This window comes from uncultured Amnibacterium sp., from assembly GCF_964250715.1.
In the GTDB taxonomy this organism is placed as follows: domain Bacteria; phylum Actinomycetota; class Actinomycetes; order Actinomycetales; family Microbacteriaceae; genus Amnibacterium.
On the sequence record NZ_CAXUGX010000015.1, the window covers coordinates 1 to 25,830 of the forward strand.

Below are 25,830 nucleotides of genomic sequence, written 5' to 3' on the forward strand. Positions count from 1 at the left end.
AGTAACGGAGGCGCCCAAAGGTTCCCTCAACCTGGTTGGCAATCAGGTGTCGAGTGTAAGTGCACAAGGGAGCTTGACTGTGAGACTGACAGGTCGAGCAGGGACGAAAGTCGGGACTAGTGATCCGGCAGTTGCGTGTGGAAGCGGTGTCGCTCAACGGATAAAAGGTACCCCGGGGATAACAGGCTGATCTTGCCCAAGAGTCCATATCGACGGCATGGTTTGGCACCTCGATGTCGGCTCGTCGCATCCTGGGGCTGGAGTAGGTCCCAAGGGTTGGGCTGTTCGCCCATTAAAGCGGTACGCGAGCTGGGTTTAGAACGTCGTGAGACAGTTCGGTCCCTATCCGCTGCGCGCGTTGGAAGTTTGAGAAGATCTATCCCTAGTACGAGAGGACCGGGATGGACGAACCTCTGGTGTGTCAGTTGTTCCGCCAGGAGCACCGCTGATTGGCTACGTTCGGACCGGATAACCGCTGAAAGCATCTAAGCGGGAAGCCGTCTTCGAGATGAGACTTCCGTTCCTTTTGGAGAGAGGCTCCCAGTAGACGACTGGGTTGATAGGCCGGATGTGGAAGCAGGGACGAAAGACCTGTGGAGCTGACCGGTACTAATAAGCCGATGACTTGATTACCCAACCTCTCTGTTGATTCGTCAGCAGGCAGTTTGGACAGCAGTATGAAGACTGTTGCTCGCGTCCACTTTGTGGTTCCCGATGTACGGGAACCGGCATCCCGCTTATGGGAGCTCTTCGGTCACGGAGGGTTCTCACGAACGGGACCCGAGACATCCATAGTGTTTCGGCGGCCATAGCGAGAGGGAAACGCCCGGTCACATTCCGAACCCGGAAGCTAAGACTCTCAGCGCCGATGGTACTGCGGGGGGGACCCCGTGGGAGAGTAGGACACCGCCGGACTTCTTTTCACGACACGAGGCCAGCCGGATTTCCGGGTGGCCTCGCTGTCGTTAAGGGGTGGTGTCGTTGGATTCGCCGAAGGAGATGCGTGGCTGAGGATCGCGAGCCCGACGAAGAGCCTCGGCGCCGCCGGGACGACCGACCGGCCGGAGCACGGCATTCCAGGCCGCAGCGGGCCGACCGGCCAGGTGTTCCGGACGGTGGCGGCCGCCACCGCGGCAGTGCTCCCGTCCGGCGTGCGCCTGGTGATCGGGTGCCGGCGCCGCGCGACACCCGCCGGCATGCCGGGGGACCGCGTGACAGCGCGTTCGCCGACCGGCGTGGAGGTCCGGACCGTCGCGCCGGCCAACGTCCCGACGCGGAGCGCCCTCGGAACGCCGAGCGGGCCGACGAGCCGGCCCTGCCCGACGACCTGAAGCCGAACGAGCTGGATCGCTCCGCGCGGGCAGAGTTGAAGACCCTGTCCAAGGAGAACGCCGACGAGGTCGCCCGCCACCTGGTGATGGCGTCCCGCCTGATCGACTCCGACGTGCAGCTGGCCCACCGGCACGCATTGGCTGCCGGCCGTCGAGCCGGCCGCATCGCCATCGTGCGGGAGAGCGTTGCGATCACGGCGTACGCCGTGGGGGACTTCGCCCTCGCACTACGGGAGCTGCGCACCTTTCGCCGAATCTCGGGATCCGACGACCAGATCGGCCTGATGGTCGACAGCGAACGCGGGATGGGGCGTCCGGAGCGGGCACTGGAACTCGGCCGGACCGTCGACCGGGCGGTCCTGCCCGTCGCCGCGCAGGTCTCTCTGTCCATCGCGATGTCCGGAGCCCGCCTGGACTTGGGCGACCCCGCGGCGGCCCTCGACGAGCTGGATCGCGCTCCCCGGGACGATGCGCGGCTCTACCCCTGGTCGCCCGAGCTCTACTTCGCCTACGCGGCGGTCCACGAGGACCTCGGTCACGCCGGCGAGGCTGCAGCATTCGCCCAGCGGGCGACCCGAGCCGGCGAGCTGCTCGATTCGCTCGGCGACGAGCAGGACTCCGTCGACGTGACAGTGGAGGAGCTTCCGCCCGAGCCCGACCCCGAACCCGGCTCCGAGGCCGCACCCGCGACTGAGCAGGATCGCGCGAATGAAGGCTGACCGGATTCCCCTCGGCGACACCGATGTCCTGCTGCTCGACCTGGACGGCGTGGTCTACGTGGGCAGGTCGGCGGTGCCGAACGCGGTCGACACCCTGGCGGCCGTGCGCGAACGGGGTGTCACGGTCGGCTACATCACGAACAACGCCTCGCGGCGGCCCGACGTGGTCGCCGACCAGTTGCGGGGATTCGGGCTGATGGTGACCGACGACCAGGTCGTCACCTCGCCGCAGGCCGCCGTCGTGCTGCTCGCCGAGCACCTGAGTCCAGGTGCCCGGGTGCTGGTGATCGGCGGGGACGGGCTGACGACCGTGGTGCGCGAGGCCGGATTCACGGTCGTCGACTCCGCGGACGACGCCCCCGACGCGGTCGCGCAGGGCTTCGCGCCGGAGGTCGGCTGGAAGGACCTGGCGGAAGCCTCCTTCGCGCTCGCCGACCCCGACCGGTTGTGGGTCGCGACGAACACCGACTGGACGATCCCGGTCGACCGCGGGATCGCCCCCGGGAACGGCACGCTCGTCTCCGCCGTGCACTCCGCGGTCGGGCGGTTGCCCCTGGTGGCGGGCAAGCCGCAGCGGCCGATCTTCGACGCGGCCGTCGCCCGCTTCGGCGCGAAGCGTCCGCTGTTCGTCGGCGACCGGATCGACACAGACATCGCGGGCGCCGTCGCTGCGGGCATGCCCTCCGCGATGGTGCTGACCGGGGTCGACGGCGTGCTGCCCCTGCTCGCCGCCGGCGAGCAGGCCCGACCGGACTACATCCTGCGCGATCTGGCCGGTCTGCTGCAGCCGTACCCGGAGGTGCGGATGAAGCGGGACGGCGCGCACGTCGGTCGGGCGGTGGCGCGGGTGCAGGGCCAGGACCTGCAGGTGGTGCGCGACGGGGATCCCGTCGATGTGCTGCGCGCCTGCTGCGCCGCGGTGTGGTCGGCGGGCGTCGGCGCCTACGCGCTGCGCATCCCCGACGCGGTGCGCTCCCTGCCCGTGCGCTCCGTCGCGGCCCGCTGACCCGCCGGTACGGTGATGGTCGTCATGGCGAGCGACGAACAACAGATCAGTGCCGCACTGAGCGAGACCGAGCAGGCGCCGCTGGAGGAGCGCGCCGCACGCTACCGCGAGCTGGTCGACCGCCTGGTGGAGCGGCTCGAACCGCCGGCGACTTCCTGACGGTGGCGGCGTTCTGACGACCCGGCGGCTCGACGCCGAGCTGCTGTACCGGGGCCTCGTCCGATCCCGCACCGTGGCTGCCCGCCTGATCCGTGACGGCGCCGTGCGCGTGGACGGGGTCGTGGTGCTGCGGCCCGCGCAGCCGGTCTCGGCGGCGGCGGCGCTGGACGTGCAGGACGACGGATGGGTGAGCAGGGCCGCGCTGAAGCTGGATGCTGCGCTGACGGCCTTCGATCTGCCCGTGGCCGGCCGGCTCGCCCTGGACGCCGGAGCGAGCACCGGGGGCTTCACGCAGGTGCTGCTCGCCCGGGGAGCGCGACGGGTGCTGGCGATCGATGTGGGCCACGGTCAGCTGGATCCCCGCATCGCCGGCGACGAGCGGGTGATCGCCGTGGAGGGCATGAACGTGCGCTTCCTCGACTCCGCGGGTCTGCTCGCGGCGACCGGCGAATCCGGCGCGCCCGGAGTGGTCGTCGCCGATCTGTCCTTCATCTCCCTGCGGCAGGTGCTGCCGGCGCTCGCCGCCGTGGCGGCGCCGACCGCCGACCTGGTGCTGCTCGTCAAGCCGCAGTTCGAGGTGGGCCGGCCGCGCATTGGCGGCGGCGTGGTGCGCGACCCGGGGCTTCGCCGATCCGCCGTCGAGGATGTGCTGACCGACGCGTGGCGGCTGGGCCTCGGGACGGCGGGTTTGATCGAGTCGCCGATCGCCGGCGAATCCGGCAACCGCGAGGTGCTCGTCCGGCTCTCGGGACCCTCCGGCACGCATCCGACAGAATGGGCGACGCGCCTGACGGATCTGACGGCGCCGACACGACGGAGGAGCCGGTGACCGAAGCCGCCAGCACCGCCCCCGCCCCGGATGAGCGGACCCGCTACGTCGCGGTCGTCGCGCACACCGGTCGGGACGACTCCATCGACGCCGCGCTCGGCGTGCTCGACCTGCTGCGCGCCGGCGGCATCACGCCCGCACTCACCGTGCAGGAGCGCACCGACCTGGAGCGAGCCCGTGGACCGCTGTCCGGGATCGCGGTGCTGGGGACGGATGTGTCGCTCGGCGATCTGGAGCTGGTCGTCGTGCTGGGCGGCGACGGAACGATCCTGCGAGCGGCCGAGATGGCCCGCGGTACCGGCGCACCGATCCTCGGGGTGAACCTGGGCCACGTCGGGTTCCTCGCCGAGAGCGAGCGGGAGGACCTGACCGACAGCATCCGCCGTGTGATCGCCGCCGAATGGGACGTCGAGGAGCGCATGACGCTCGACGTGCAGGTGCTGCAGGGCCGCGAGGTGGTCCACCGCGACTGGGCCCTGAACGAGGCGACCGTGGAGAAGGCCAGCCGGGAGCGCATGCTGGAGGTCGTGATCGAGGTCGACTCCCGGCCGCTGTCGTCCTTCGGCTGCGACGGCGTCGTCGTCTCCACCCCGACGGGGTCGACCGCCTACGGCTTCAGCGCCGGCGGACCGGTGGTCTGGCCGAACCTGCGGGCGATGCTCTGCGTTCCGCTGTCGGCGCACGCCCTGTTCGCCCGGCCGCTCGTCGTACCGCCGGAGTCCGTGCTGGCCGTCGAGGTGCTGCGCCGCACCGCCGCGACCGGGGTGCTCTGGTGCGACGGCAGGCGCACGGTGCCCTTGGCCGCGGGCGCCCGGGTGGAGGTGCGCGCGTCCGAGGTGCCGGTTCGCCTGGCCCGCCTGCACACCGGCCGCTTCACCGACCGCCTCGTGCAGAAGTTCGATCTGCCGGTCGCCGGCTGGCGCGGCCCCGCCGACTCGTGATGGCGTCATTCGCGATGCGCCGGGAGCGTCGCGGGCGGCGACTGTGATCGAGTCGATCGGCATCCGCGGCATCGGCGTGATCGAGTCCGCGGAGTTGCCGCTCGGGGCCGGCTTCACCGCGCTGACGGGCGAGACCGGCGCCGGCAAGACGATGGTGATCACTGCGCTGTCGCTGCTGCTCGGGGGTCGCGCCGACTCGTCGATGGTGCGGGGCCGAACCGGATCGGCGGTCGCGGAGGGGCGCTGGCTGGTCCCGGTCGCGGGCGACGTGGCCACCCGGGTGGAGCAGGCCGGCGGCGAGTTGGAGCCGGTCGGCGACGCCGCCGCCGAGCTGCTCGTAAGCCGGTCGGTGTCTGCGGAGGGCCGCAACCGGGTCACCGTCGGCGGCCGGAGCGTGCCGGTCGGTGTGCTGGCCGAGCTGGCCGGTCGCCTGGTGGCGGTGCACGGCCAGTCCGAACAGCTGCGCCTGAAGTCGCCGGCGACGCAGCGCGAGATGCTCGACCGGTTCGCAGGCGGCGCCGTCGCTGCTGTCTTCGAGCGGTACACCCACGCGTACCACCGCTGGCGGGCCAATCGCGAGCAGCTCGCCGCCGTCGTCGCGGAGCGCGATGCGCGCACCCGCGAGGCGGACGAGCTGCGCGCCGCGCTCGCCGAGATCGAGGGCGTGGCACCGCAGCCCGAGGAGGACGTGGCCCTCGCCGCCGCCGCGGAGCGGCTCGGCAACCAGGACGAGCTGCGGCTGGCGGCGGCGTTCGCCCACGAGGCGCTCAGCTCCGACGACGTGGGCGGTGCCCCGGACGCGCTCGGACTGCTGGACGCCGCGCGGCGGGCCGTGGAGCGCGCCGCACCCCTCGACCCGGCGCTTGCCGCCCTCGCCGAGCAGCTGACGACCGTTGCGGCACTCGCCGTCGATGCCGCGGCGGACCTGGCCGGCTACCTGGACGGACTCGACCCGGACGCGCCGGGCCAGCTCGCGTTCACGCAGCAGCGCATCAACGAGTTGGCGGTGCTCGCCCGCAAGTACGGCCCGAGCCTGACCGAGGTACTCGACTTCGCCAGCGCGGGCGGCGACCGGCTGTTGGAGCTCGACTCCGACTCCGAGCGCATCGACGCGCTGGCCGCGTCGGACGCCGAGGACGAGCGACTGGTCGGCGAACTCGCCGCCGAGTTGTCGGCCGCCCGTTCCGCAGCGGCGGAACGACTCGCGAGCGCCGTCACCGCCGAGCTGGCCGACCTGGCGATGGGCAGTGCACAGTTGATGGTCGACGTCGCCAGCCGCGAGGAGCCCGGGTCGACCGGCCGCGACACGGTGCAGCTGCTGCTGCAGGCCTATCCGGGAGCCGAGCCGCGGCCCGTCGCCCGGGGCGCATCCGGCGGCGAGCTCTCGCGCGTGATGCTGGCGCTGGAGGTGGTGCTGGCCGGCACCGATCCGGTACCCACGTTCGTGTTCGACGAGGTGGACGCCGGCATCGGCGGAGCGGCGGCGATCGAGGTGGGCAAGCGGCTGGCCCGGCTGGCCGACACCAGCCAGGTCATCGTCGTCACCCATCTGGCCCAGGTCGCCGCCTTCGCGACGAACCACCTGCGGGTCACGAAGAACCCGGACGGCGAGGTGACCGCCTCCACCGTCGCGCGGCTGCAGGGGGCGGCCCGCGTCGCCGAGATGGCCCGGCTGCTCTCCGGGCTGGAATCGAGCGAGACCGCGCTCGCCCACGCCCGCGAACTGCTCGCCCTCGCCGGCACCGCGTGATCGCCCTGCCTCCACCTCCACCTCCACCTCCACCTCCACCTCCACCTCCACCTCCACCTCCACCTCCGCTGCCGCTGATCCGCCGGTCCCGTCGGTCCGCCTGCCATAGGATCGAACTCCGTGGTGGATGCAGGGGCGGGCACGGGCAGCACGGGTGTGAACGGCAGGACGACGAAGCACGTCTTCGTCACGGGGGGTGTGGTCTCCTCCCTGGGCAAGGGCCTGACCGCCGCGAGTCTGGGCAATCTGCTGACCGCGCGCGGGTTGCGGGTGGTCATGCAGAAGCTGGACCCGTACCTGAACGTGGATCCGGGCACCATGAACCCGTTCCAGCACGGCGAGGTGTTCGTCACCGACGACGGCGCCGAGACCGACCTGGACATCGGCCACTACGAGCGGTTCCTGGACATCGACCTGAGTGAAGCCGCGAACGTGACGACCGGGCAGATCTATTCGCAGGTGATCGCCAAGGAGCGGCGGGGCGAGTACCTGGGCGACACCGTGCAGGTGATCCCGCACATCACCGACGAGATCCGCCGACGCATGCGCCTGCAGGCATCCGACGATCCGCAGCCGGACGTGATCATCACCGAGATCGGCGGCACGGTCGGCGACATCGAGAGCCAGCCGTTCCTGGAGGCCGCGCGGCAGGTGCGCCACGAGCTGGGGCGCCGCAACGTCTTCTTCGTCCATGTGTCGCTGGTGCCGTACCTGAATACCGCAGGCGAGCAGAAGTCCAAGCCGACCCAGCACTCCGTCGCCGCTCTGCGCTCCATCGGCATCCAGCCCGACGCGCTGGTGCTGCGCAGCGACCGGCCGGTGTCGGAGGCGAACAAGCGCAAGATCGCGCTGATGTGCGACGTGGACGAGGACGCGGTGGTGAACGCCACCGATGCATTCAGCATCTACGACATCCCGCAGATGCTGCACCAGCAGCGGTTGGACGTGACGATCACCGACGCGCTCGGGCTGGTCGCCGGCGAGGTCGTCTGGGGTCGCTGGGCCGGCGTGCTGCAGGCCGTGCACGAGCCGCGGCACGCCGTGACGATCGCGCTCGTCGGCAAATACGTGGACCTGCCCGACGCCTACCTGTCCGTCACCGAGGCGCTGCGCGCGGGCGGGTTCGCCAACGCCACGCGGGTGACGGTGCAGTGGGTCGTCAGCGACGACTGCGAGACGGTGGAGGGGGCCGCGCGGCAGCTCGCCGACGTGGACGGCATCTGCATCCCCGGCGGGTTCGGCGTGCGCGGCATCGAGGGCAAGCTCGGCGCGTTGCGCTTCGCGCGCGAGAACGGCATCCCGGTGCTCGGGCTGTGCCTCGGCCTGCAGTGCATGGTGATCGAGTACGCGCGGCACGTCGCCGGCATGGCGGACGCGTCGTCGACGGAGTTCGATCCCGACACCACGCACCCGGTGATCGCGACGATGGCGGAGCAGGTGGCGATCCTCTCCGGCGGCGACCTGGGCGGCACGATGCGCCTCGGCCTCTATCGCGCGGATCTGGCGGAGGGGTCGCTGGCGCGCGAGGTGTACGGGCGGGCTGAGGTCAGCGAGCGGCACCGGCACCGCTACGAGGTGAGCAACCACTACCGCGACCGCCTGACCGCCGCCGGGCTGGTCTTCTCCGGCACCTCGCCGGACCACAAGCTGGTCGAGTTCGTGGAGCTGCCGCGCAGCGTGCATCCCTACTACATCGGCACGCAGGCCCATCCCGAGCTGCGGTCGCGGCCGACGCGGGCGCATCCGCTGTTCCGAGGGCTGGTCGCCGCGGCGCTGGAGCGGCAGCGGGCCAGTCGGCTGTTCGACGACGAGGCGGCGGCCCTGGAGGGCGAGCAGGTCGTCGCGGATGTCTGAGGTATCGGAGTCGGGCACGGCGGGATCTGGGCGCCACGCCGCATCGCCGGACCTCGTGGACGTGCCGGAGCACCACCCGATCACGGAGCGGACGGTGCTGCATCACGGCCGGGTCTGGGACGTGGTGCGGGAGGCGTTCACCTACGGCGACGGCACGATCATCCGCGAGGTGGTGGATCACCCGGGTGCGGTGGCGATCCTGGCGCTCGACGACGACGACCGGATGCTGCTGATCCGCCAGTACCGCCATCCCGTGCGGCAGCGGGACTGGGAGATCCCCGCCGGCCTGCTGGACATGGCGGGTGAGCCGCCCCTGACCGCCGCGCAGCGCGAGCTGGGCGAGGAGGCCGACCTGGCGGCGACCGACTGGTCGGTGCTGGCCGAGTTCCTCAATTCGCCGGGCGGCAGCAGCGAGACGATCCGCGTCTACCTGGCCCGCGGCCTCTCCGCCCTGCCGGCGTTCGAACGGCATGACGAGGAGGCGGACATCGAGGTGGCGTGGGCGCCGCTCGACGAGGTCGTGGCCGCGGTGCTCGCCCGCCGCGTGCAGAGCCCGTCCCTGGTCGTCGGCGCGCTGGCCGCCGCCGCCGCGCGGGCGCGGGGCTGGTCGTCGCTCGGCGCCGGGACCGAGCCGTGGGTGCGCCATCCGCGGCTCGGCGAGCCGCCGTGGGCAGTGCCGCGCGACGCCTGAGGCTGTCGCCCGTGAAGGTCGACACCGCGGTCTCCCGCTACCTGCGGCACGTCGCGGTGGAGCGCGGCCTGGCCGACAACACGCTCACCGCGTACCGGGCCGACCTGGGCCGCTACGCCGAGCACCTGCGCGCCGCCGGCGTGGACGAGATCGGCGCGGTCCGCACCCCGCACGTGACGGGCTTCGTCGCCGGACTGCGCCGCGACTCCGGTGCCGCCGCATCGTCGACCGCCCGGATGCTGTCGACGGTGCGGGGCCTGCACCGGTTCCTGGCGGAGGACGGCGCGGTGCCCGAGGACGTGGCGGCCGAGGTGGATCCGCCCAAGCAGCCGATGCGTCTGCCGAAGGCGATCACGATCGACGAGATGGCCCGCCTGCTGGCCGCGACGGACGGCGACGAGCCCGCGCGCATCCGTGACAAGGCGCTGCTGGAGGTGCTGTACGCCACCGGGACCCGCGTGAGCGAGGCGGTGGGCCTCGACGTCGACGACGTGGCGATCGGCGGGGACGGGAACGGCGACGGCGCGACGATCGGCGAGATGGTGCGCGTGCTGGGCAAGGGCGGCAAGCAGCGGATGGTCCCGGTCGGCGGCTACGCGGTCTCCGCGGTGCAGGACTACCTGGTCCGCGTGCGTCCGGTCTTCGCGGTCCGCGGCACCGCCACCCCGGCGCTGTTCCTCGGCGCCCGCGGCGGCCGACTCTCGCGGCAGAGCGCGTGGCTCGTGATCCAGGCGGCTGCGGAGCGCGCGAACCTGGCGGCGCACATCTCGCCGCACACGTTCCGCCACAGCTTCGCGACGCACCTGCTGCAGGGTGGCGCGGACGTGCGCGTGGTGCAGGAGCTGCTGGGCCACGCCTCCGTGGCGACGACGCAGCTGTACACGCTGGTGACGGCCGACTCCCTCCGCGACATGTATACGAGCGCGCACCCGCGTGCGCGCTGGAGCTAGGAGCGAAGGCCTGGGCCCACGGCCCCTTCCGGGCCGGGGATTCTGGCCTTCGCCGCGACGCCAGCGCCGAGGGCCGTCCCGGCCCTCGGGTACGTCCTGAGCCCGCGATCTGAGCCCGCGACCCGACCCCCGCGACGTCAGCACTTCAGCACTTCAGCAGGACAGGGTCCCTATCGCAGGCCGTTGGTCGACCAGCAACCTGCTGTCGGGACGTGGACCTGCTGTCGGGACAGCCGGCGAGCCTCCGCCGCCGCACTCCGCGCAGCCCGACGCCCCCCACTCCGCCGCCCGCGGCGCGCCACCCGGCCGCTTCGACCAGGTCGCCATAGCGTCTGGAAACGAGTTCCGAATCGCCTCCGAAGGACGTCGTGATGACGCACACCCACGCTCTCGAACTGCCCACGGTCGACGACGCGCCGCTCGGGCCCACCGGCCGGCCGCTGCACGAATTCCCCGAGCCGCCGGTGCTGCGCGGCCACGGTCCGGCGCGCATCATCGCGCTCTGCAACCAGAAGGGCGGCGTCGGCAAAACCACGACGACCGTGAACCTGGGGGCGTCGCTCGCCGAGTACGGCCGGCGCGTGCTGGTGATCGACTTCGATCCTCAGGGCGCCCTGTCCGCGAACCTGGGGGCGGAGACGCAGGACGCCTGCACGATCTACGAGCTGCTGCTGGGATCGGAGCGCGACCCGGCTGTTGCGATCCAGCAGACGACCATCCCCGGGCTCGACATCATCCCGGCCAACATCGACCTGTCCGCCGCCGAGGTGCACCTGGTCAACGAGGTGGCACGTGAGCACACCCTCGCCCGGGTGCTGCGGCGCGTCAGCGATCAGTACGACGTGGTGCTGATCGACTGCCAGCCCTCTCTCGGCCTGCTGACGGTGAACGCGCTGACCGCGAGCCACGGCGTGATCATCCCGCTGGAATGCGAGTACTTCGCTCTGCGCGGCGTCGCCCTGCTGGTGGAGACGATCGACAAGGTGCGGGATCGCCTGAACCCGTCGATCGAGCTGGACGGCATCGTCGCGACGATGTTCGACTCTCGCACGCTGCACTCGCGGGAGGTGCTGGACCGGGTCGTCGAGGCGTTCGAGGACGAGGTGCTGGAGACGGTGATCGGCCGCACGATCAAGTTCCCCGACTCCTCCGTCGCCGGGCTGCCGATCATCCAGTTCGCTCCGGAGCACCGAGCGGCGTTGGCGTATCGCACGCTCGCTCGTGAACTCATCGCGCGCGGTGCGATCGCCTGATCTGGCGTCCGCCGGCGCCGGGTCGCCCGACGCAGAATCGGCCGATGCGGAGTCGGCCGGCGCGGCGCCGGGCGGCTTCCGGGTGCGGGTCGGCGACTTCGACGGGCCGTTCGACCTGCTGCTGGCGCTGATCGCCAAGCACGAGCTGGACATCACCGAGATCGCCCTGTCGGTCGTCACCGACGAGTTCCTCACCTCGCTGCACGGCCTCGCCGACGACGACCTGGACCGCACCAGCGGATTCCTCGTGATCGGCGCGACTCTGCTGGACATGAAGCTGGCCGGTCTGCTGCCGCAGGGCGAACTGGTCGACGCGGAGGACGCCGCGGTGCTGGAGGCGCGCGACCTGCTGTTCGCGCGGCTGCTGCAGTACCGGGCGTTCAAGCAGGCCGCGTCATGGCTGGAGGAGACCCTGGCGGCGGAGGCGCACCGCATCCCCGTCGCGTCCCGCGCCGACGAGGTGCCTGCCGGTCCCGCCCCGGCGCTCGACTGGACGACGACGCTGGCGGCGTTCGCCCAGCTCGCCGAGCGGGTGCTGACTCCGGTGCCCGTGCCGGCGGTCGACCTCGGTCACCTGCACGACGACCGGGTGAGCCTGCGCGAGCAGGCGGCGACCGTGGCGGCGATGCTGCGCGGCGGGCGGACGCTGTCGTTCACCGAACTGCTCGGCGACCGCCCCGTGCCGGGGATCGTCGTCGCCCGCTTCCTGGCCGTGCTCGAGCTGTACCGGGCCGGCGCGGTGCTGTTCGAGCAGTTGGAGCCGCTCGGGTCGCTGCTGGTGCGCTGGAGCGCGGAGAATTGGCGCGACGACCTGCTCGACGCGCTCGGAAGGGACTGGGATGGCCAGCACTGAGTCCCGCGAACCCGTCGCCCTGCTGCTCGCCGGCATCGGGATCGACGCTGCTCGGGAGCCGCGCCCTGCGACCCTCCGGGATCAGCCGGTCCTGGATCAGCCGGTACCCGAACGGCCGGCGCCCTCCGTTCCCGTCGCACCGCACCTGCGGGAGCTCGACGCGCGGCTGGAGGCCGTGCTGATGGTCGCGGACGGGCCGATGCCGCTGGCCGCGCTCGCCGCGGCGGTCGACCGTCCGGTCGCGGTCGTCCGTCACGCGATCGAACGCCTGCGGGACGACTACGACGGGCTCGCCGGCGGCGTGCGGCGCGGCTACGAGCTGCGTGAGGTGGTGACCGGCTGGCGGCTCGGGGTGCGCGCCGAGCACGCCGACCTGGTGCGCGAGGTGCTGACGGAGGAGTCGACCGCCCGGCTCAGCCAGGCCGCGCTCGAGACCCTGGCCGTGGTCGCCTACCGCCAGCCCGTCACCCGCGGCCAGATCGCCTCGATCCGCGCGGTCTCCGTCGATGCGGTCGTGCGCACCTTGGTCGCCCGCGGGCTGATCCAGGTGACGGGCCGAGTTCCGGAGACCGGCGCCGCGCTGTACGGGACGACCGACGAGCTGCTGGTGGCGCTCGGGCTCGGCTCGCTGGCCGAGCTGCCGCCGATCGCGCCGATGCTCGAGGACGTGCACGAGCTGGCCGACCGTGTCGGCTGAGGCGGGGCAGGCGAGCGCTGAAGGGGTGCGCCTACAGAAGGTCATGGCGGCGGCCGGCGTCGCGTCCCGGCGGGTGTCCGAGGAGTTGATCGGCGCGGGCCGCGTCACGGTGAACGGCCACGTCGTCACCGAGCTCGGCCGCCGCATCGATCCGGTCGCCGACCGGGTGACGGTCGACGGCTCGGCCGTGCAGCTGGACCCGACCCGCCGCTACGTGATGCTGAACAAGCCGACGGGGATCGTCAGCACCTTGCGCGATGAGCAGGGCCGGCCCGACCTGACCCGGTTCACGGACCGGTACGAGGAGCGGCTGTTCAACGTCGGACGCCTCGACTCCGACACCTCCGGGCTGCTGCTGCTGACGAACGACGGCGAGCTGGCGCATGTGCTGGCGCATCCGTCGTTCGGCGTGGAGAAGACGTATGTGGCGCTGGTCGGCGGGCGGCTCGCGGCGTCGGCGCTCGCGACGTTGCGCTCCGGCGTCGAGCTGGCGGACGGCGTGATCGCGGTCGACCGGGTTCGGGTGACCGGCAGCCGCCCGGGCGCGACCCTGGTCGAGGTGACGCTGCACTCAGGCCGCAACCGGGTGGTGCGGCGGATGTTCGATGCGGTGGGCCACCCGGTGCGCGAGCTGGTGCGCCGCCGGTTCGGCCCCCTGAACCTGGGCCCCCTCGGCACCGGCGCGATGCGCGACCTGACCCCGAAGGAGCTGGGCAGCGTCTTGACCCTCGCGCGCCGCGAGGGCGAAGAGGCACATCTCGCGCGCCGCGAGGGCGAGTAGGCACATCTCGCGCGCCGGGAACCCTTCGCGCGGTAGGTGCGCCTCTGCGCGGGAGGTGTACCTACCGCGCGGAGGGCACAAGTACCGCGCGAAGGAGCGGGGCGGGTGCTGCCGAGCGCGGGAGACGCGCCGCCGCCGGTACCATGGACCGGGCCTTCGCGCGAGTACGCGCCGCCCCGACATCACCGGAGTCGGTCGAATCCGAGTCCGCAAGGAGCGCGCAGCGATGGCACGCACCACGGGCACCGTGCGGATCGTGGGGACCGGCCTGCTCGGCACCTCCGTCGGGCTCGGCTTGACTCCGCAGGGCGTCGACGTGGTGCTGGACGACGCGTCGCCGTCGGCGCTCGCGCTGGCCTTCGACTACGGCGCGGGGCGCCATGCGCGCGCGGACGACGACGTGGCGCTGGTGGTCGTCGCGGTGCCGCCCGACCGCACCGCCGCTGTCGTCGCCGCCGAGCTGGCGGCGCACCCGCGGGCGCTCGTCACCGACGTCGCCAGTGTGAAGGGTCCGATCCTCGACGAGCTGGCCGCCACGGAGACGGACACGGCCCGCTACATCGGCTCCCATCCGATGGCCGGCCGCGAGCGCAGCGGACCGATCGCGGCCCGCGCCGACCTGTTCGTCGGCCGTCCGTGGGTGCTGAGCGCGCACGCCGACGGGCGGGCCGGCGCGGCCGAGGTGGTGGAGGCGCTCGCTCTCGATCTCGGGGCCGTTCCCGTGCATCTCGCCGCCGACCGGCACGATGCGGCGGTCGCCGTGGTGTCGCACGCGCCGCAGCTGGTGGCCAGCCTGCTGGCCGCCCGGCTGATCGACGCGTCGTACGAGACGGTGGGCCTGGTCGGCCAGGGCATGCGCGACGTGACGCGGATCGCCGGCAGCGAGCCCGCGATGTGGGTGCAGATCCTGCGCGCCAATGCCGCGCACGTCGCGCCCGTGCTCACCGATCTGCGCGACGACCTGGACGCGGTGCTGCAGGCTCTGGATGCGCCGGACGCCGCCGGCTCGCCGCGTGCGCTCGCCGATGCGCTGGCCGCCGGCAACTCGGGCGTCGCGCGCATTCCCGGCAAGCACGGCGTGGACCTGAAGCTGACCGGGCTGACGGTGCTGATCGACGACACCCCGGGCCAGCTGGCCCGCCTGCTGACCGAGATCGGCGATCTCGGCGTGAATCTGGAGGACCTGCGGTTGGAGCACTCACCCGGCGCACCGATCGGCATCGTCGAGGTGCAGGTGGCGCCCGAGGCGGCCTCGCCGCTGGTCGACGATTTGACGCGACTCGGCTGGCGGGTGGCCGGATGAGCGGCGCGGGTCCGGTGGTCGTCGCGGTCGACGGTCCGGCCGGCAGCGGCAAGTCCAGTGTCAGCCGCGCGGCGGCCGCCGAGCTCGGGTACGACCTGCTCGACACCGGTGCGGCCTATCGTGCCCTGGCCTGGGGCGCGCTGCAGGCGGACATCGACCTGCCCGCCGTCGACGCCGGCGACGACAGCGCCGCGAAGGCGTTGAGCGCCTTCCTGCCGGGGTTCGTCTACCGCACCGCCACGGTGCCTGAGGAGCGCTGGGTGCGCGTCGGCGACGCCGACGTGACGGACGAGATCCGCTCCTCCCGCATCACCGCCGCGGTCAGCACCGTCGCGAAGGTGCCCGCGGTACGCGCGCACCTGACCGCCCGATTCCGCGACCGGATCAGCGCCGCCGCGACCGGCATCGTGGTGGAGGGCCGCGACATCACCACGGTCGTCGCGCCCGACGCGGACGTGCGGGTGCTGCTGACCGCGGCGCCCGAGGTGCGGGCGACGCGGCGCGCGAGCGAGCTGCCCGACGAGGACCACGGCGCGGTCGCGCGCTCGATCGCGGAACGGGATGCGAAGGATGCCCGCGTGGTCGACTTCTTGACCGCCGCCGACGGGGTCACGACACTGGACTCGACGGATCTGGACTTCGACGGCACCGTCGCCGCGCTGGTCGCCCTCGTGCGGAGTCGCTCGTGAGCGACGTCTCCGGCGACGCCGTGCCTCCGCAGCCCGACGACGGCGACCTCGACGCTGCCGCCCTGGCCGAGCACCTGAGCGCGATCGACGACGAGCTCGCCGAGCAGCGGGCCGCCACCCTGAGGGCGAGCCTGGAGGACTACGGCCTCGACGACGAGGACCGGCTGCTGCTGGAGGCGACCGGCGAGCTGGAGCAGCGCGTCGCGGCGGGCGTCGCACCGCCGGTGCTCGCGGTCGTCGGGCGCCCGAACGTCGGCAAGTCGGCGCTGGTGAACCGCATCCTCGGCCGCCGCGAGGCGGTCGTCGAAGACGTGCCCGGTGTGACGCGGGACCGGGTCTCGTACCGGGGCGAGTGGGAGGGCCGCGACTTCACGTTGGTCGACACCGGCGGTTGGGAGCCCGACGCCTCCGGGCTGGATGCCGCCGTGGCGTCGCAGGCCGAAGTCGCGATCGACCTGGCCGACGCCGTGCTGTTCGTCGTCGACGCCACCGTCGGGCCGACCGCGACGGACGAGGCGGTCGTCCGGATGCTGCGGCAGGGCCGCAAGCCGGTGCGCCTGGTCGCGAACAAGGTGGACGACGCCCGCCTGGAGCCGCTCGCGGCCGAGCTGTGGAGCCTGGGCCTCGGGGAGCCGTGGCCCGTGTCCGCGATCCACGGCCGCGGCGTGGCCGATCTGCTGGACGAGGCGATGCGCATCCTGCCGGCGGAGTCCGGCGTCGCCGCACCCCAGGCGGGAGGCCCGCGCCGCGTAGCGCTGCTCGGCCGGCCGAACGTCGGCAAGTCCAGCCTGCTGAACCGAGCGGCCGGCACGACCCGCGTCGTGGTCGCCGATGTCGCCGGCACGACGCGCGATCCTGTGGACGAGCAGATCGAGCTGGGCGGCCGCACCTGGCGCTTCGTGGACACCGCGGGCATCCGGCGGCGCGTGCACCTGAGCCAGGGCGCGGACTTCTACGCCTCCCTCCGCACGACCACGGCGCTCGAGAAGGCCGAAGTGGCGATCGTGCTGATCGACGTCACCGTGCCGATCAGCGACCAGGACCTGCGCATCATCGACCTGGTGCTGGAGTCGGGCCGCGCGCTGGTGCTCGCCTACAACAAGTGGGACCTGCTCGACGAGGACCGCCGGCGCTACCTGGACCGGGAGATCGAGCAGGACCTGGCACACGTCGCCTGGGCGCCGCGCGTCAACCTGTCAGCGCTGACCGGCCGCCACCTCGATCGCGTGGTCCCTGCACTCGACGCGGCCCTGAAGGGTTGGGACACCCGCATCCCGACCGGCCGGTTCAACGCGTTCTTGAGCGAACTGACGGCGGCCAATCCGCATCCGGTGCGGGGCGGCAAGCAGCCGCGCATCCTGTTCGGAACCCAGGCCTCCAGCCGGCCGCCGACGTTCGTGCTCTTCACGACGGGCTTCCTCGACCCCCAGTACCGCCGCTTCGTGCAGCGCCGCCTGCGCGAGGTCTACGGCTTCGCGGGTACCCCCATCGTCGTCAATATGCGCGTGCGGGAGCGACGCTCCCGCACGAGTTAGTACCGCCGGGAGCGTCGCTCCCGCACGAGTTAGTACCGCCGGGAGCGTCGCTCCCGAACCAACGAGCACAGCCGGGAGCGCCGCTCCCGAACCAACGAGCTCCGCCGGGAGCGTCGCTCCTGAACCAACGAGCTCCGCCGGGAGCGTCGCTCCCGCACGTGCGTCCAGATGACGAACCTGTGTCGCCGCGCGTCTGTGATGGCGTGCCTCAGGACAGCCGCGCGCCTGTCCATGAGTCCCGCACCTGGACACCGGGAGGGCGTGCCGCCGACTCAGCGGCCGGCGGCGTAGCCCTGCGCTCCTCGCGGGTTCGCGGCGGCCCCGAGCACGCCGGTCACCGGGTCCCGGGTGACGGAGCAGAGGCGGCCGAGCGCCCAATCGCCTGCGCGCGTCACCCGGTGGCCGCGTGCCGCGAGCGCCTCGATCACGTCGTCGCCGAGCCGGTCCTCCACCACGACGCCCGCCGGCTCCCAGATGCGGGGCCAGAACGAGGACGGGAACGAGGTCGTGTGGAACGCGGGAGCATCGATCGCCTGCTGCGGCGACCAGCCGCCGACGATCGTGCGCAGCAGGTACAGCAGCTGCCACTGGTCCTGCTGGTCGCCGCCGGGGGAGCCGAGCGCCGCCACGGGCCGGCCGTCGCGCAGCACGAGCGTCGGCGTCAGCGTCGTGCGGGGCCGCGCGCCCGGCCGCAGCGTCGACGCGGTCCCCTCCTCCAGCCAGGTCATCTGCAGGCGGGTGCCCAGGCAGAAGCCCAGGGCGGGGATCGTGGGGGAGGACTGCAGCCAGCCGCCGGAGGGGGTCGCCGAGATCATGTTGCCGTCCCGGTCGACGACGTCGATGTGGCAGGTGTCGCCGCGCGTCGTACCCGACGGCGTGACATCGGCCACCTCGCCGCGAGCGACATCGACCACCTCCCCGGTCGGCCCGACCTGCGGCTCCGCCCCGGCGAAGGAGCCGACCGTCGGTTCGCCGGTGCCGTGCATCCGCTCGCCCTCCAGCCGGAACGAGGTTCGCAGCGGCGGCATGGCATGCGGCGGCACGCCGGCATCGCCCGGCCGCACCTTCGCAGAGGCCTGCTCGCCGATCAGCGTGCGGCGGGCGGCTGCGTAGTCCGCCGACAGCAGCACCGGCAGGGGCACATCGATGTCACCGTCACCGCCGCCGTCGCCGTAGTACGCCTCCCGGTCCGCGAGCGCCAGCTTCATCGCCTCGATTATCGTGTGCGCGCCCTCCGCGGTGGAGGGGTCGAGCAGGGCGTCGTCGAGCGGATCGAGCATCGTCAGCACCTGCAGCAGCGCAGGCCCCTGCCCCCACGGGCCAGTCTTCGCGATCAGGTGGCCGCGGAACGTCGCGGTCGTCGCCGGCTCGGTACTCGCGCGGAACGCCGCCAGGTCGGCGGCGCGGATCACCCCGGCATGGTCGGTGCCGGAGGCGTGCCGGTGCGGCGTGCGCACGAACGCATCGATCTGCTGCGCGACGAAGCCCTCGGCCCACTCGGTGCGCGCCGCCTGGATGCGGGCGCGCCGGCCCGTCTCGTCCGCTGGGGCGTCGAGCGCGGTCCCGGCCGTCACCAGGCGATCGAGCACCGCGGCCCAGGCCGGGTTGCGGACCACCTGGCCCGCGGTCGGTACGTCGCCGCCGGGCAGCCAGCGCTCGGCGGAGGTGGGCCAGTAGTCGCGGAACAGGTGCACGACTTGAGTGATCGTGCGCGCCACCCCGGCGCTCAGCGGATGCCCCTCGCGCGCATACCCGATCGCGAACGCGAGCGTCTCGCTCAGTTCCCAGCTGCCGTGATCGGCGAGCAGCAGCAGCCAGGCGTCGACGGCACCGGGCACCGCCGCCGCCAGCGCCCCGGCGCCGGGGACGAGATCCAGCCCCTCGGCCCGGTAGTGCTCGGGCGTCGCTCCGGTCGGCGCGGGACCCTGCCCCATCAGTACGAGCGGGTTGGCTGGCTCCGCAGCCGTCGCGAACACCGCGGTCATGTCGCCGCCCGGCCCGTTCAGGTGCGGTTCGACGACGTGCAGCACGAACGCGCCCGCGACCGCGGCATCGAACGCGTTGCCGCCGCGTTCCAGCACGGCCTGGGCGCTCGCGGTGGCCAACCAGTGGGTGGAGGCGACCATGCCGAATGTGCCGGCGAGGTCGGGTCGCGTGGTGAAGGCGGGCGGAGGCGTGAAGCTCAACGGCGTTCCTTCCGCAGTTCGGTCGCGAGGCGCGGCATCCCCCCGGCGCCGGCACCGCAGGGTACCGGGCGCGGGATCAGCCTGCGCCGGGCAGCATCACCTCGACCAGGCCGCTGACCACGCGGGTCTCGAACTTGGGCTGCGGCGCCGTCGACGGACCGTGCACGACCTGGCCGGTCGCGAGCGAGTACACGCTGCTGTGCCACGGGCAGGTGATGCACGCCTCGCCCTTGACGTCGGTCAATTCGCCCTGATCGAGCGGGCCGGCGAGGTGGCTGCAGGCGTTCGCGAGCACGTCCACCCGCGTGCCGCGGCGCACCGCGAGCAGCGGCACCTCGCTGACGAGGTGGTGCGTGGGGATGCCCTCCGGAATCGTGTCGAGCGGGGCGAGTGCCTGCCAGCCCTCGGGGAACAGGTGCGGCACGTCCTCCGCGTGGTTGGCGCCGGCTGCCTGCCGATAGGCCATGTGGCCGCCCAGGTAGCCGGATGCCGACACGGCGGCGAAGCCCGCGAACCCGAGCGCCTTGCCGCTGCCGCCGGCCCGGCGCTGCAGGTACGACACCGCGTACAGTCCGACCGCGGCAGCGTTCAGCCACGCGTGCACGATGCCGACCCGCTGCTGCTGCGGGTGCAGCTGCGACCAGTCGGTGTATCCGCTGATCACTGCGGTCGAGGCGCCCAGCACGCCGATGCCGACCAGGGTGCGGGCGCCCTTCTTCTGGCCGGGCATCAGGTCGAGGATCGTCGCGCAGGTCCACGCGCCGACCGGCACCTGCACCTGGATCGGATGCAGCGCGTGGCCGATCGGTACGCCGTGCAGCACATCGCGCAGCGCCTGCGGGCGTACGACCCCGTTCACCACGGCCGCAACGACCTTCACCACGGGATCGAGCAGGGTGGCGTTCTCAAGTGCGGCGACCGCCTTGGCGAACGGCAGTTCCCTCATGGCAGGACAGGTGGTGTCGACGGATGCATGTGCTCACCTCACGGCACCGGGCACCGGCGCGGCGAATCCCCGGGCTGAGACTCGGCGGATGCACGGCCGAGCCGCAGACTCAGCGCGCAGAGATGATCGACTGCGCCCGTTCGCCTGACTGCGCCCGCTCGACCGACTCAGCACTGAGCACGCGCTTCAGTACTTTGCCGGACGGCCCGAGCGGGAACGAGTCGACCAGGTGCACGACGCGGGGGTACTTGTAGGCGGCGATGCGCTCGCCCACGAAGGCGATCAGTTCGTCCGGCGTCGCCGTCTCGCCGTCGACCAGCACGACGGCCGCTTCGATCTCCTGCCCGTGCACGTCGTGCGGCACGCCGTACACGGCGGCGGTCAGCACGGCGGGGTGGCGGACGAGCACGCCCTCCACCTCGGTCGGATACACGTTGTACCCGTTGCGCACGATCATGTCCTTCTTGCGGTCGACGATCGTGACCAGGTCGTCGTCGTCAATGGTGCCGAGGTCACCGGTGCGGAACCAGCCCTCCACCACCGCCTGCGCCGTGGCCGACGGGTTGCCCAGGTAGCCCATGAACAGGTCGTGGCCGCGCACGCAGATCTCGCCCAGCTGACCGACGGCCAGCGGCTGGATGCGGTCGTCCACATTCGCGTCGGCGATGACCACCTCCACGCCCCAGATCGGCCGTCCGACCGTGCCGGGGTGGATCGGTTCGCCCACGCGGTTGAAGGAGACGATCGGCGAGGTCTCGGTCAGGCCGTAACCCTCGTACACGGTCGCGTCGAAGGTCGCCTGAAACGCCTCCAGCAGCGCGAGTGGCAGCGGCGCGCCGCCGGAGACGCCGTAGTGCAGCGCGGGCAGCGCAGCTCCCGCGCGGGCTGCGGCCATCAGTCCGACATACATGGTCGGTACGGCGGTGAACACGGTTGCGCCGTGCTCGACCATCGCCGCCAGGGCGGCCGCCGGCTCGAACCTGGGCAGCAGCACGATCGTGCCGCCCCGCCTGAACGTCGTGTTCAGCACGCAGGTCTGGCCGAAGGTGTGGAACAGCGGCAGCCCGCCGAACACCACGTCGTCGTGTGCCAGGTCGAACAGGTCGATGAGCGCCACGTTCACCTGCTCCACGAGCGCGAAGTGCGAGTTGACCGCGCCCTTCGGCGTCCCCGTCGTGCCGCTCGTGTAGAGCACCGTCGCGGGCTCCAGCGGATTCATCGGCTCGATGCGCTCGATGGGGGCGGCGTCGCCCGCCGCGGTCAGGTCCACCATGCGCGGAACGGGAACGGCGTCGCGCTGCTCGTCGGGCACCAGCACCGAGATCGCCGGGACGCCGACGGCGCCGGCCGCCGGGAGGGCCTCGCCGAGCGAGGGCGCGGCGACGATCAACTGGCTGGCTCCGCTGTCGCGCAGCACGTGCTCGATCTCCTCCCGCTTGAACAGCAGGTGGATCGGCACGGCGACCGCGCCGAGCGCGAGCACCGCGTAGTAGGCGCGGGCGAAGTCGGGCACGTTCGGCACCATGATCGCGACCCGGTCGCCGCGGCCCACCCCGCGGCTGCGCAGCACGCCCGCGACCGCCCGCGTCTGCCGCCACAGGTCGGCGTAGCTCACTCGGGCGTCGGGCCCCGTGCCGCCGGCCCAGATCAGCGCGGTGCTGTCCGGCCAGCGCCGGGCGCTGTCGGCGAGCAGGGAGGCGACGGAGATCGTCGCGAAGCCCTCTGCGGTCAGAACGTCGTCGTTCGTCGCCATGGTTGTGTCTCCTTCAGGGTGAGTCGAGCGAAGGGCGGGTCGAGCGCAGGACCAGGGCGAACGCGGCACTCGCCCGCGCGGCGTCGGGGACCTCGCCCGCGATCAGGTCGGCGTAGGCGAAGGATTCGGCGATACGCACCAGTACCCCGGCCAGGTCGTGGGCGGGCAGGACCGGCAGCATGAAGCCTGCGGCCAACTCCTCCTGCAGCAGGGCCTCGACCACGGCCACGAACCGCCGGTGCACGGGGGAGTGGCGGGCGGTCAGCAGGCGCAGGGCTCGCGCCGGCTCGCGCGCGAGAAAGGTGCGGAACGCCGTGTTCTCGATCAGAGCGTCGACGAATCGGGACAGCAACTGCTGCACCCGATCCGCGCCGTGCAGCGGCACCGCCGCGTCCATCTGATCGATGGTCGGCACAGCCAGGGACCAGAGCACCTCGGCCAGCAGCTCGTCCCGGTTGCCGACCCAGCGGAACAGCGACGTGCGCTCGACGCCGAGCCGCGCCGCGAGCTGACCCATATCGACGCGCTCACCGCCGAGGAATCGGTGCCGGGCGGCACGGAATGCGCGGGCGGCATCGGCGTGCTCGTCGAGGCGAGCCGACAGCCGGCTGGGGATCAGTTCGACGCCGCGACTGCCCAGCCCGCCGCGACTGCCCACGCCTGTCTCCCGAGCGGGAGCGGCGACGGCGACCATCCCCCGATCGTATTCGGCGTATGGCCGTCTCGCTGCAACGTTCTGCGGAACGATGCGTACACTGCCGTCGGCGGGTGCCGACGCCCGCTAGCTCAGGAGACGTCCATGACTCTGCAGACCGACATCACATCCGTTGACCAGCACAGCGTCCACTCGACCGGGGCCGAGGATCTGTCGCGCACCCTCCCCTACCTCACCGCGGACTTCTACCGCTTCCAGGATCAGCTGTCCGACGAGGAGCGCGGGCACATCGGCCGCGTCCGCGCATTCTTCGAGTCCGAGGTCGCACCGATCGCCAACGAGTACTGGGCGAAGGCCGAGTTCCCGATGCACCTCGTGCCGGGGCTCGCCCGCATCGGCGCCTTCGGTCCGTTCGTGCCCGAGGTGCGTCAATTCGAGAACACCGCGGTCTACCGCGGCTGGGCGGCGCTGGAGATGGGCCGCATCGACGCCGGCATCGCCACCTTCGTCGGCGTGCAGAGCGGGCTCGCGATGGGCTCGATCGACGTGGGCGGCTCGCCGCAGCAGCGCGCGGAGTGGCTGCCGAAGCTGGCGAGCGCCGAGGTGCTCGGCGCGTTCGGCCTCACGGAGCCGCTCAGCGGCTCCGACTCCGCGCGCGGCCTGCGCACCACCGCCCGCCGCGAGGGCGACACCTGGGTGCTGAACGGCGCCAAGCGCTGGATCGGCAATGCGACGTTCGCCGACATCGTGATCGTCTACGCCAAGGACGTCGCCGACGGGCAGGTGAAGGGCTTCATCGTCGACACCACGACACCGGGCTTCACCGCGACGAAGATCGAGGACAAGATCGCCCTCCGCAGCGTGCAGAACGCCGACATCACCCTGACCGACGTGCGGGTGCCGGAGTCCATGCGCCTGCAGCGCATCCGCTCGTTCCGCGAAGTCGCCGTCGTGCTGCGCCTGACCCGCTGCGAGGTCGCCTGGCAGGCGGTCGGCGTCGCCATCGGCGCGTACGAGGCGGCGCTCGCCTACGCCCAGGAGCGCGAGCAGTTCGGCAAGCGGATCGTCGCCCACCAGCTGATCCAGGATCTGCTGGTCAGATCCCTCTCCAACATCACCGCCTCGATCGCGATCTGCTCCCGGGCTTCCGCGATGCAGGACGCGGGCGAGCAGGGCGACGAGCACTCCGCGCTCGCCAAGGCCTTCGCCACCTCCCGCATGCGCGAGACCGTCGGCTACGCCCGGGAGATCATGGGCGGCAACGGCATCGTGCTGGACAAGGGCGTCGCCCGGTTCTTCGCGGACGCGGAGGCGATCTACTCCTACGAGGGCACCCGTGAGATGAACACCCTGATCGTCGGCCGCGCCATCACCGGCGAGGCCGCGTTCGTCTGACCGCGAACTCCGGCATCGTCGCCGGGCGCCGCTAGCCTCGCCACTTGTGAACACCCCCGACGAGGCAGCACGCAAGGGCCGGACCGAGACCGACAGCCTGGGCACGGTGCCGATACCCGCGGGTGCCCTCTGGGGCGCGCACACCGCCCGGGCGCTGCAGAACTTTCCGATCTCCGGTCGGCCGATCTCCTCCCACCCGCGGCTCGTCGACGCACTCGTGATCGTCAAGCAGGCAGCCGCCCGCGCCAACCTGCGGCTCGGTGTGCTGGAGCCCGCGAAGGCCGCGATGATCGACGCCGCCTGCGCGGCGATCCGCGACGGCGCGTATCACGACCAGTTCGTGGTCGATGTGGTGCAGGGAGGCGCCGGCACGTCCACCAACATGAATGCCAACGAGGTCGTCGCGAACGCGGCCCTGCTGAGCGCCGGCCACCGGCTGGGCGACTACGGCGTGCTGGACCCGATCGACGACGTCAACCGCAGCCAGAGCACGAACGACGCCTATCCGACCGCGGCCAAGATCGCGATCGCGATGGCGCTGACCGACCTGCTGGTCGAGCACTTCGCGCTGAGGGAGGCGTTCGCCCAGAAGGGCCGGGAGTTCCACGACGTGCTGAAGGTGGGCCGAACGCAGCTGCAGGACGCGGTGCCGATGACCCTGGGGCAGGAGTTCCACGGCTTCGCCACCACGCTCGGCGAGGACGAGGACCGCATCCGCGAGGTGCTGCCCCTGCTGCGCGAGATCAACCTGGGTGCGACGGCCATCGGCACGGGCATCACCGCCGATCCCCGCTACGCCGAGACGGTCTGCACCGAGCTGTCCGCGCTGCTCGGCGAGCCGTACGAGACGGCCGGCGATCTGGTCGAGGCGACGAGCGACACCGGGGTCTTCATGCAGATGTCGGGCGTGCTGAAGCGGGCGGCGGTCAAGCTGAGCAAGATCTGCAACGACCTGCGGCTGCTCTCCAGCGGGCCGCAGGCGGGGCTCGGCGAGATCACCCTGCCGCCCCGGCAGGCGGGGTCCTCGATCATGCCCGGCAAGGTCAACCCGGTGATCCCGGAGGTGGTCAACCAGATTGCGTTCGCGGTGGTCGGCGGCGACGTGACGGTGACGATGGCCGCGGAGGCGGGCCAGCTGCAGCTGAACGCGTTCGAGCCGATCATCCTGCACTCCATCCTGCAGTCCGTCTCGTGGCTGACGGCGGGCTGCCGCACGTTGCGGATGCACTGCGTCGACGGCATCCGGGCGAACTCCGACCGGCTCGACGGCATGGTGCGCACCTCGGTGGGCGTCGTGACGGCGCTGACACCGCACATCGGCTACGCCGCCGCCTCCGCGCTGGCCAAGACCGCCCTGCTGACCGGCCGCTCCGTGACCGACCTGGTTGTGGAGGCGGGCCTGATGGACCGCGACCGCGTGGAGCTGCTCACCTCGCCCGAACGACTGACCGGCCTCGCGGCGATCACGGCGGCGATCCCGGTCGTCGGGCCCGACACCGCCGCGCTCGCACTGCTCGATCCGCCGCGGCCGCCTGCGTGAGGTCGGTTGGGGAT

At 72.2% G+C, this 25,830-nt stretch carries 22 protein-coding genes and 2 rRNA genes; 20 read left to right on the forward strand and 4 right to left on the reverse strand.

The genetic code is table 11. The annotated features are described in order from the left end of the window. The 18 genes from ACFE7H_RS12635 to der all read left to right on the forward strand — a co-directional run. Positions 1 to 633, forward strand: a 23S ribosomal RNA gene (locus tag ACFE7H_RS12635); the annotation flags it as partial. Positions 634 to 798: 165 nt separating this feature from the next. Beyond that, a 5S ribosomal RNA gene (gene rrf / locus ACFE7H_RS12640) occupies positions 799 to 915 on the forward strand. Between the two features lie 253 nt (positions 916 to 1,168). Continuing rightward, positions 1,169 to 2,050, forward strand: a complete 882-nt coding sequence (locus ACFE7H_RS12645) for a hypothetical protein (protein WP_375401596.1) — start codon at positions 1,169 to 1,171, stop codon at positions 2,048 to 2,050. After that, positions 2,040 to 3,056, forward strand: coding sequence for an HAD-IIA family hydrolase (locus ACFE7H_RS12650; RefSeq protein ID WP_375401597.1), 1,017 nt, complete (start codon positions 2,040 to 2,042; stop codon positions 3,054 to 3,056). Before ACFE7H_RS12645 ends, ACFE7H_RS12650 begins: the two co-directional genes overlap by 11 nt. 24 nt (positions 3,057 to 3,080) lie before the next feature. Then, the gene (locus tag ACFE7H_RS12655) at positions 3,081 to 3,215 is read left to right on the forward strand and encodes a hypothetical protein (RefSeq protein WP_375401598.1); all 135 of its coding nucleotides are present in this window, start codon (positions 3,081 to 3,083) and stop codon (positions 3,213 to 3,215) included. Between the two features lie 13 nt (positions 3,216 to 3,228). Continuing rightward, positions 3,229 to 4,044, forward strand: a complete 816-nt coding sequence (locus ACFE7H_RS12660) for a TlyA family RNA methyltransferase (protein WP_375401638.1) — start codon at positions 3,229 to 3,231, stop codon at positions 4,042 to 4,044. Next, entirely contained in the window at positions 4,041 to 4,985 is a 945-nt protein-coding gene (locus tag ACFE7H_RS12665; RefSeq protein WP_375401599.1) for an NAD kinase, read from the forward strand. The genes ACFE7H_RS12660 and ACFE7H_RS12665 overlap by 4 nt, the downstream gene beginning before the upstream one ends. Positions 4,986 to 5,028: 43 nt before the next feature. Next, positions 5,029 to 6,735, forward strand: coding sequence for a DNA repair protein RecN (gene recN, locus ACFE7H_RS12670; protein ID WP_375401600.1), 1,707 nt, complete (start codon positions 5,029 to 5,031; stop codon positions 6,733 to 6,735). Between the two features lie 120 nt (positions 6,736 to 6,855). After that, on the forward strand, positions 6,856 to 8,589 hold the full coding sequence (locus tag ACFE7H_RS12675; RefSeq protein ID WP_375401601.1) for a CTP synthase: 1,734 nt from the start codon (positions 6,856 to 6,858) through the stop codon (positions 8,587 to 8,589). Beyond that, positions 8,582 to 9,280 (forward strand): NUDIX domain-containing protein, encoded by a 699-nt coding sequence (locus ACFE7H_RS12680; RefSeq protein ID WP_375401602.1) that lies wholly within the window; start codon positions 8,582 to 8,584, stop codon positions 9,278 to 9,280. Before ACFE7H_RS12675 ends, ACFE7H_RS12680 begins: the two co-directional genes overlap by 8 nt. A gap of 11 nt (positions 9,281 to 9,291) precedes the next feature. Next, entirely contained in the window at positions 9,292 to 10,230 is a 939-nt protein-coding gene (xerD, locus tag ACFE7H_RS12685; protein ID WP_375401603.1) for a site-specific tyrosine recombinase XerD, read from the forward strand. 371 nt (positions 10,231 to 10,601) lie between these two features. Further along, entirely contained in the window at positions 10,602 to 11,483 is an 882-nt protein-coding gene (locus ACFE7H_RS12690) for a ParA family protein (protein WP_375401604.1), read from the forward strand. Continuing rightward, positions 11,452 to 12,336, forward strand: coding sequence for a segregation and condensation protein A (locus ACFE7H_RS12695; protein WP_375401605.1), 885 nt, complete (start codon positions 11,452 to 11,454; stop codon positions 12,334 to 12,336). Before ACFE7H_RS12690 ends, ACFE7H_RS12695 begins: the two co-directional genes overlap by 32 nt. A gap of 91 nt (positions 12,337 to 12,427) precedes the next feature. Then, complete coding sequence (gene scpB / locus ACFE7H_RS12700; RefSeq protein WP_375401639.1) at positions 12,428 to 13,033, forward strand: SMC-Scp complex subunit ScpB; 606 nt, start codon at positions 12,428 to 12,430, stop codon at positions 13,031 to 13,033. Continuing rightward, positions 13,023 to 13,814 carry a pseudouridine synthase gene (locus ACFE7H_RS12705; RefSeq protein WP_375401606.1) on the forward strand — a complete coding sequence of 264 codons (792 nt, stop codon included), beginning with the start codon at positions 13,023 to 13,025 and terminating at the stop codon, positions 13,812 to 13,814. Before scpB ends, ACFE7H_RS12705 begins: the two co-directional genes overlap by 11 nt. Positions 13,815 to 14,040: 226 nt before the next feature. After that, positions 14,041 to 15,117: a prephenate dehydrogenase gene (locus ACFE7H_RS12710; RefSeq protein WP_375401607.1), complete on the forward strand. Its 1,077-nt coding sequence runs from the start codon at positions 14,041 to 14,043 to the stop codon at positions 15,115 to 15,117. Next, positions 15,114 to 15,806 carry a (d)CMP kinase gene (cmk, locus tag ACFE7H_RS12715; RefSeq protein ID WP_375401608.1) on the forward strand — a complete coding sequence of 231 codons (693 nt, stop codon included), beginning with the start codon at positions 15,114 to 15,116 and terminating at the stop codon, positions 15,804 to 15,806. The genes ACFE7H_RS12710 and cmk overlap by 4 nt, the downstream gene beginning before the upstream one ends. 20 nt (positions 15,807 to 15,826) lie before the next feature. Next, on the forward strand, positions 15,827 to 17,341 hold the full coding sequence (gene der, locus ACFE7H_RS12720; protein ID WP_375401640.1) for a ribosome biogenesis GTPase Der: 1,515 nt from the start codon (positions 15,827 to 15,829) through the stop codon (positions 17,339 to 17,341). Positions 17,342 to 17,613: 272 nt separating this feature from the next. On the opposite strand, the gene ACFE7H_RS12725 is transcribed toward der, so the two are convergent. The 4 genes from ACFE7H_RS12725 to ACFE7H_RS12740 all read right to left on the reverse strand — a co-directional run bounded on the left by ACFE7H_RS12725 (position 17,614) and on the right by ACFE7H_RS12740 (position 22,920). Beyond that, positions 17,614 to 19,527: a gamma-glutamyltransferase family protein gene (locus tag ACFE7H_RS12725; protein ID WP_375401609.1), complete on the reverse strand. Its 1,914-nt coding sequence runs from the start codon at positions 19,525 to 19,527 to the stop codon at positions 17,614 to 17,616. Positions 19,528 to 19,603: 76 nt separating this feature from the next. After that, positions 19,604 to 20,473 carry a Rieske 2Fe-2S domain-containing protein gene (locus tag ACFE7H_RS12730; RefSeq protein ID WP_375401610.1) on the reverse strand — a complete coding sequence of 290 codons (870 nt, stop codon included), beginning with the start codon at positions 20,471 to 20,473 and terminating at the stop codon, positions 19,604 to 19,606. Between the two features lie 109 nt (positions 20,474 to 20,582). Next, complete coding sequence (locus tag ACFE7H_RS12735; protein ID WP_375401611.1) at positions 20,583 to 22,226, reverse strand: AMP-binding protein; 1,644 nt, start codon at positions 22,224 to 22,226, stop codon at positions 20,583 to 20,585. Between the two features lie 13 nt (positions 22,227 to 22,239). Then, positions 22,240 to 22,920: a QsdR family transcriptional regulator gene (locus ACFE7H_RS12740; RefSeq protein WP_375401612.1), complete on the reverse strand. Its 681-nt coding sequence runs from the start codon at positions 22,918 to 22,920 to the stop codon at positions 22,240 to 22,242. A gap of 105 nt (positions 22,921 to 23,025) precedes the next feature. Between ACFE7H_RS12740 and ACFE7H_RS12745 the strand changes: the two genes are divergently transcribed. Together ACFE7H_RS12745 and ACFE7H_RS12750 are read left to right on the forward strand one after the other, a co-directional pair. Next, positions 23,026 to 24,276 carry an acyl-CoA dehydrogenase family protein gene (locus ACFE7H_RS12745; protein ID WP_375401613.1) on the forward strand — a complete coding sequence of 417 codons (1,251 nt, stop codon included), beginning with the start codon at positions 23,026 to 23,028 and terminating at the stop codon, positions 24,274 to 24,276. Between the two features lie 46 nt (positions 24,277 to 24,322). Further along, positions 24,323 to 25,816: an aspartate ammonia-lyase gene (locus ACFE7H_RS12750; RefSeq protein ID WP_375401614.1), complete on the forward strand. Its 1,494-nt coding sequence runs from the start codon at positions 24,323 to 24,325 to the stop codon at positions 25,814 to 25,816. The last annotated feature ends 14 nt before the right edge of the window (positions 25,817 to 25,830 follow it).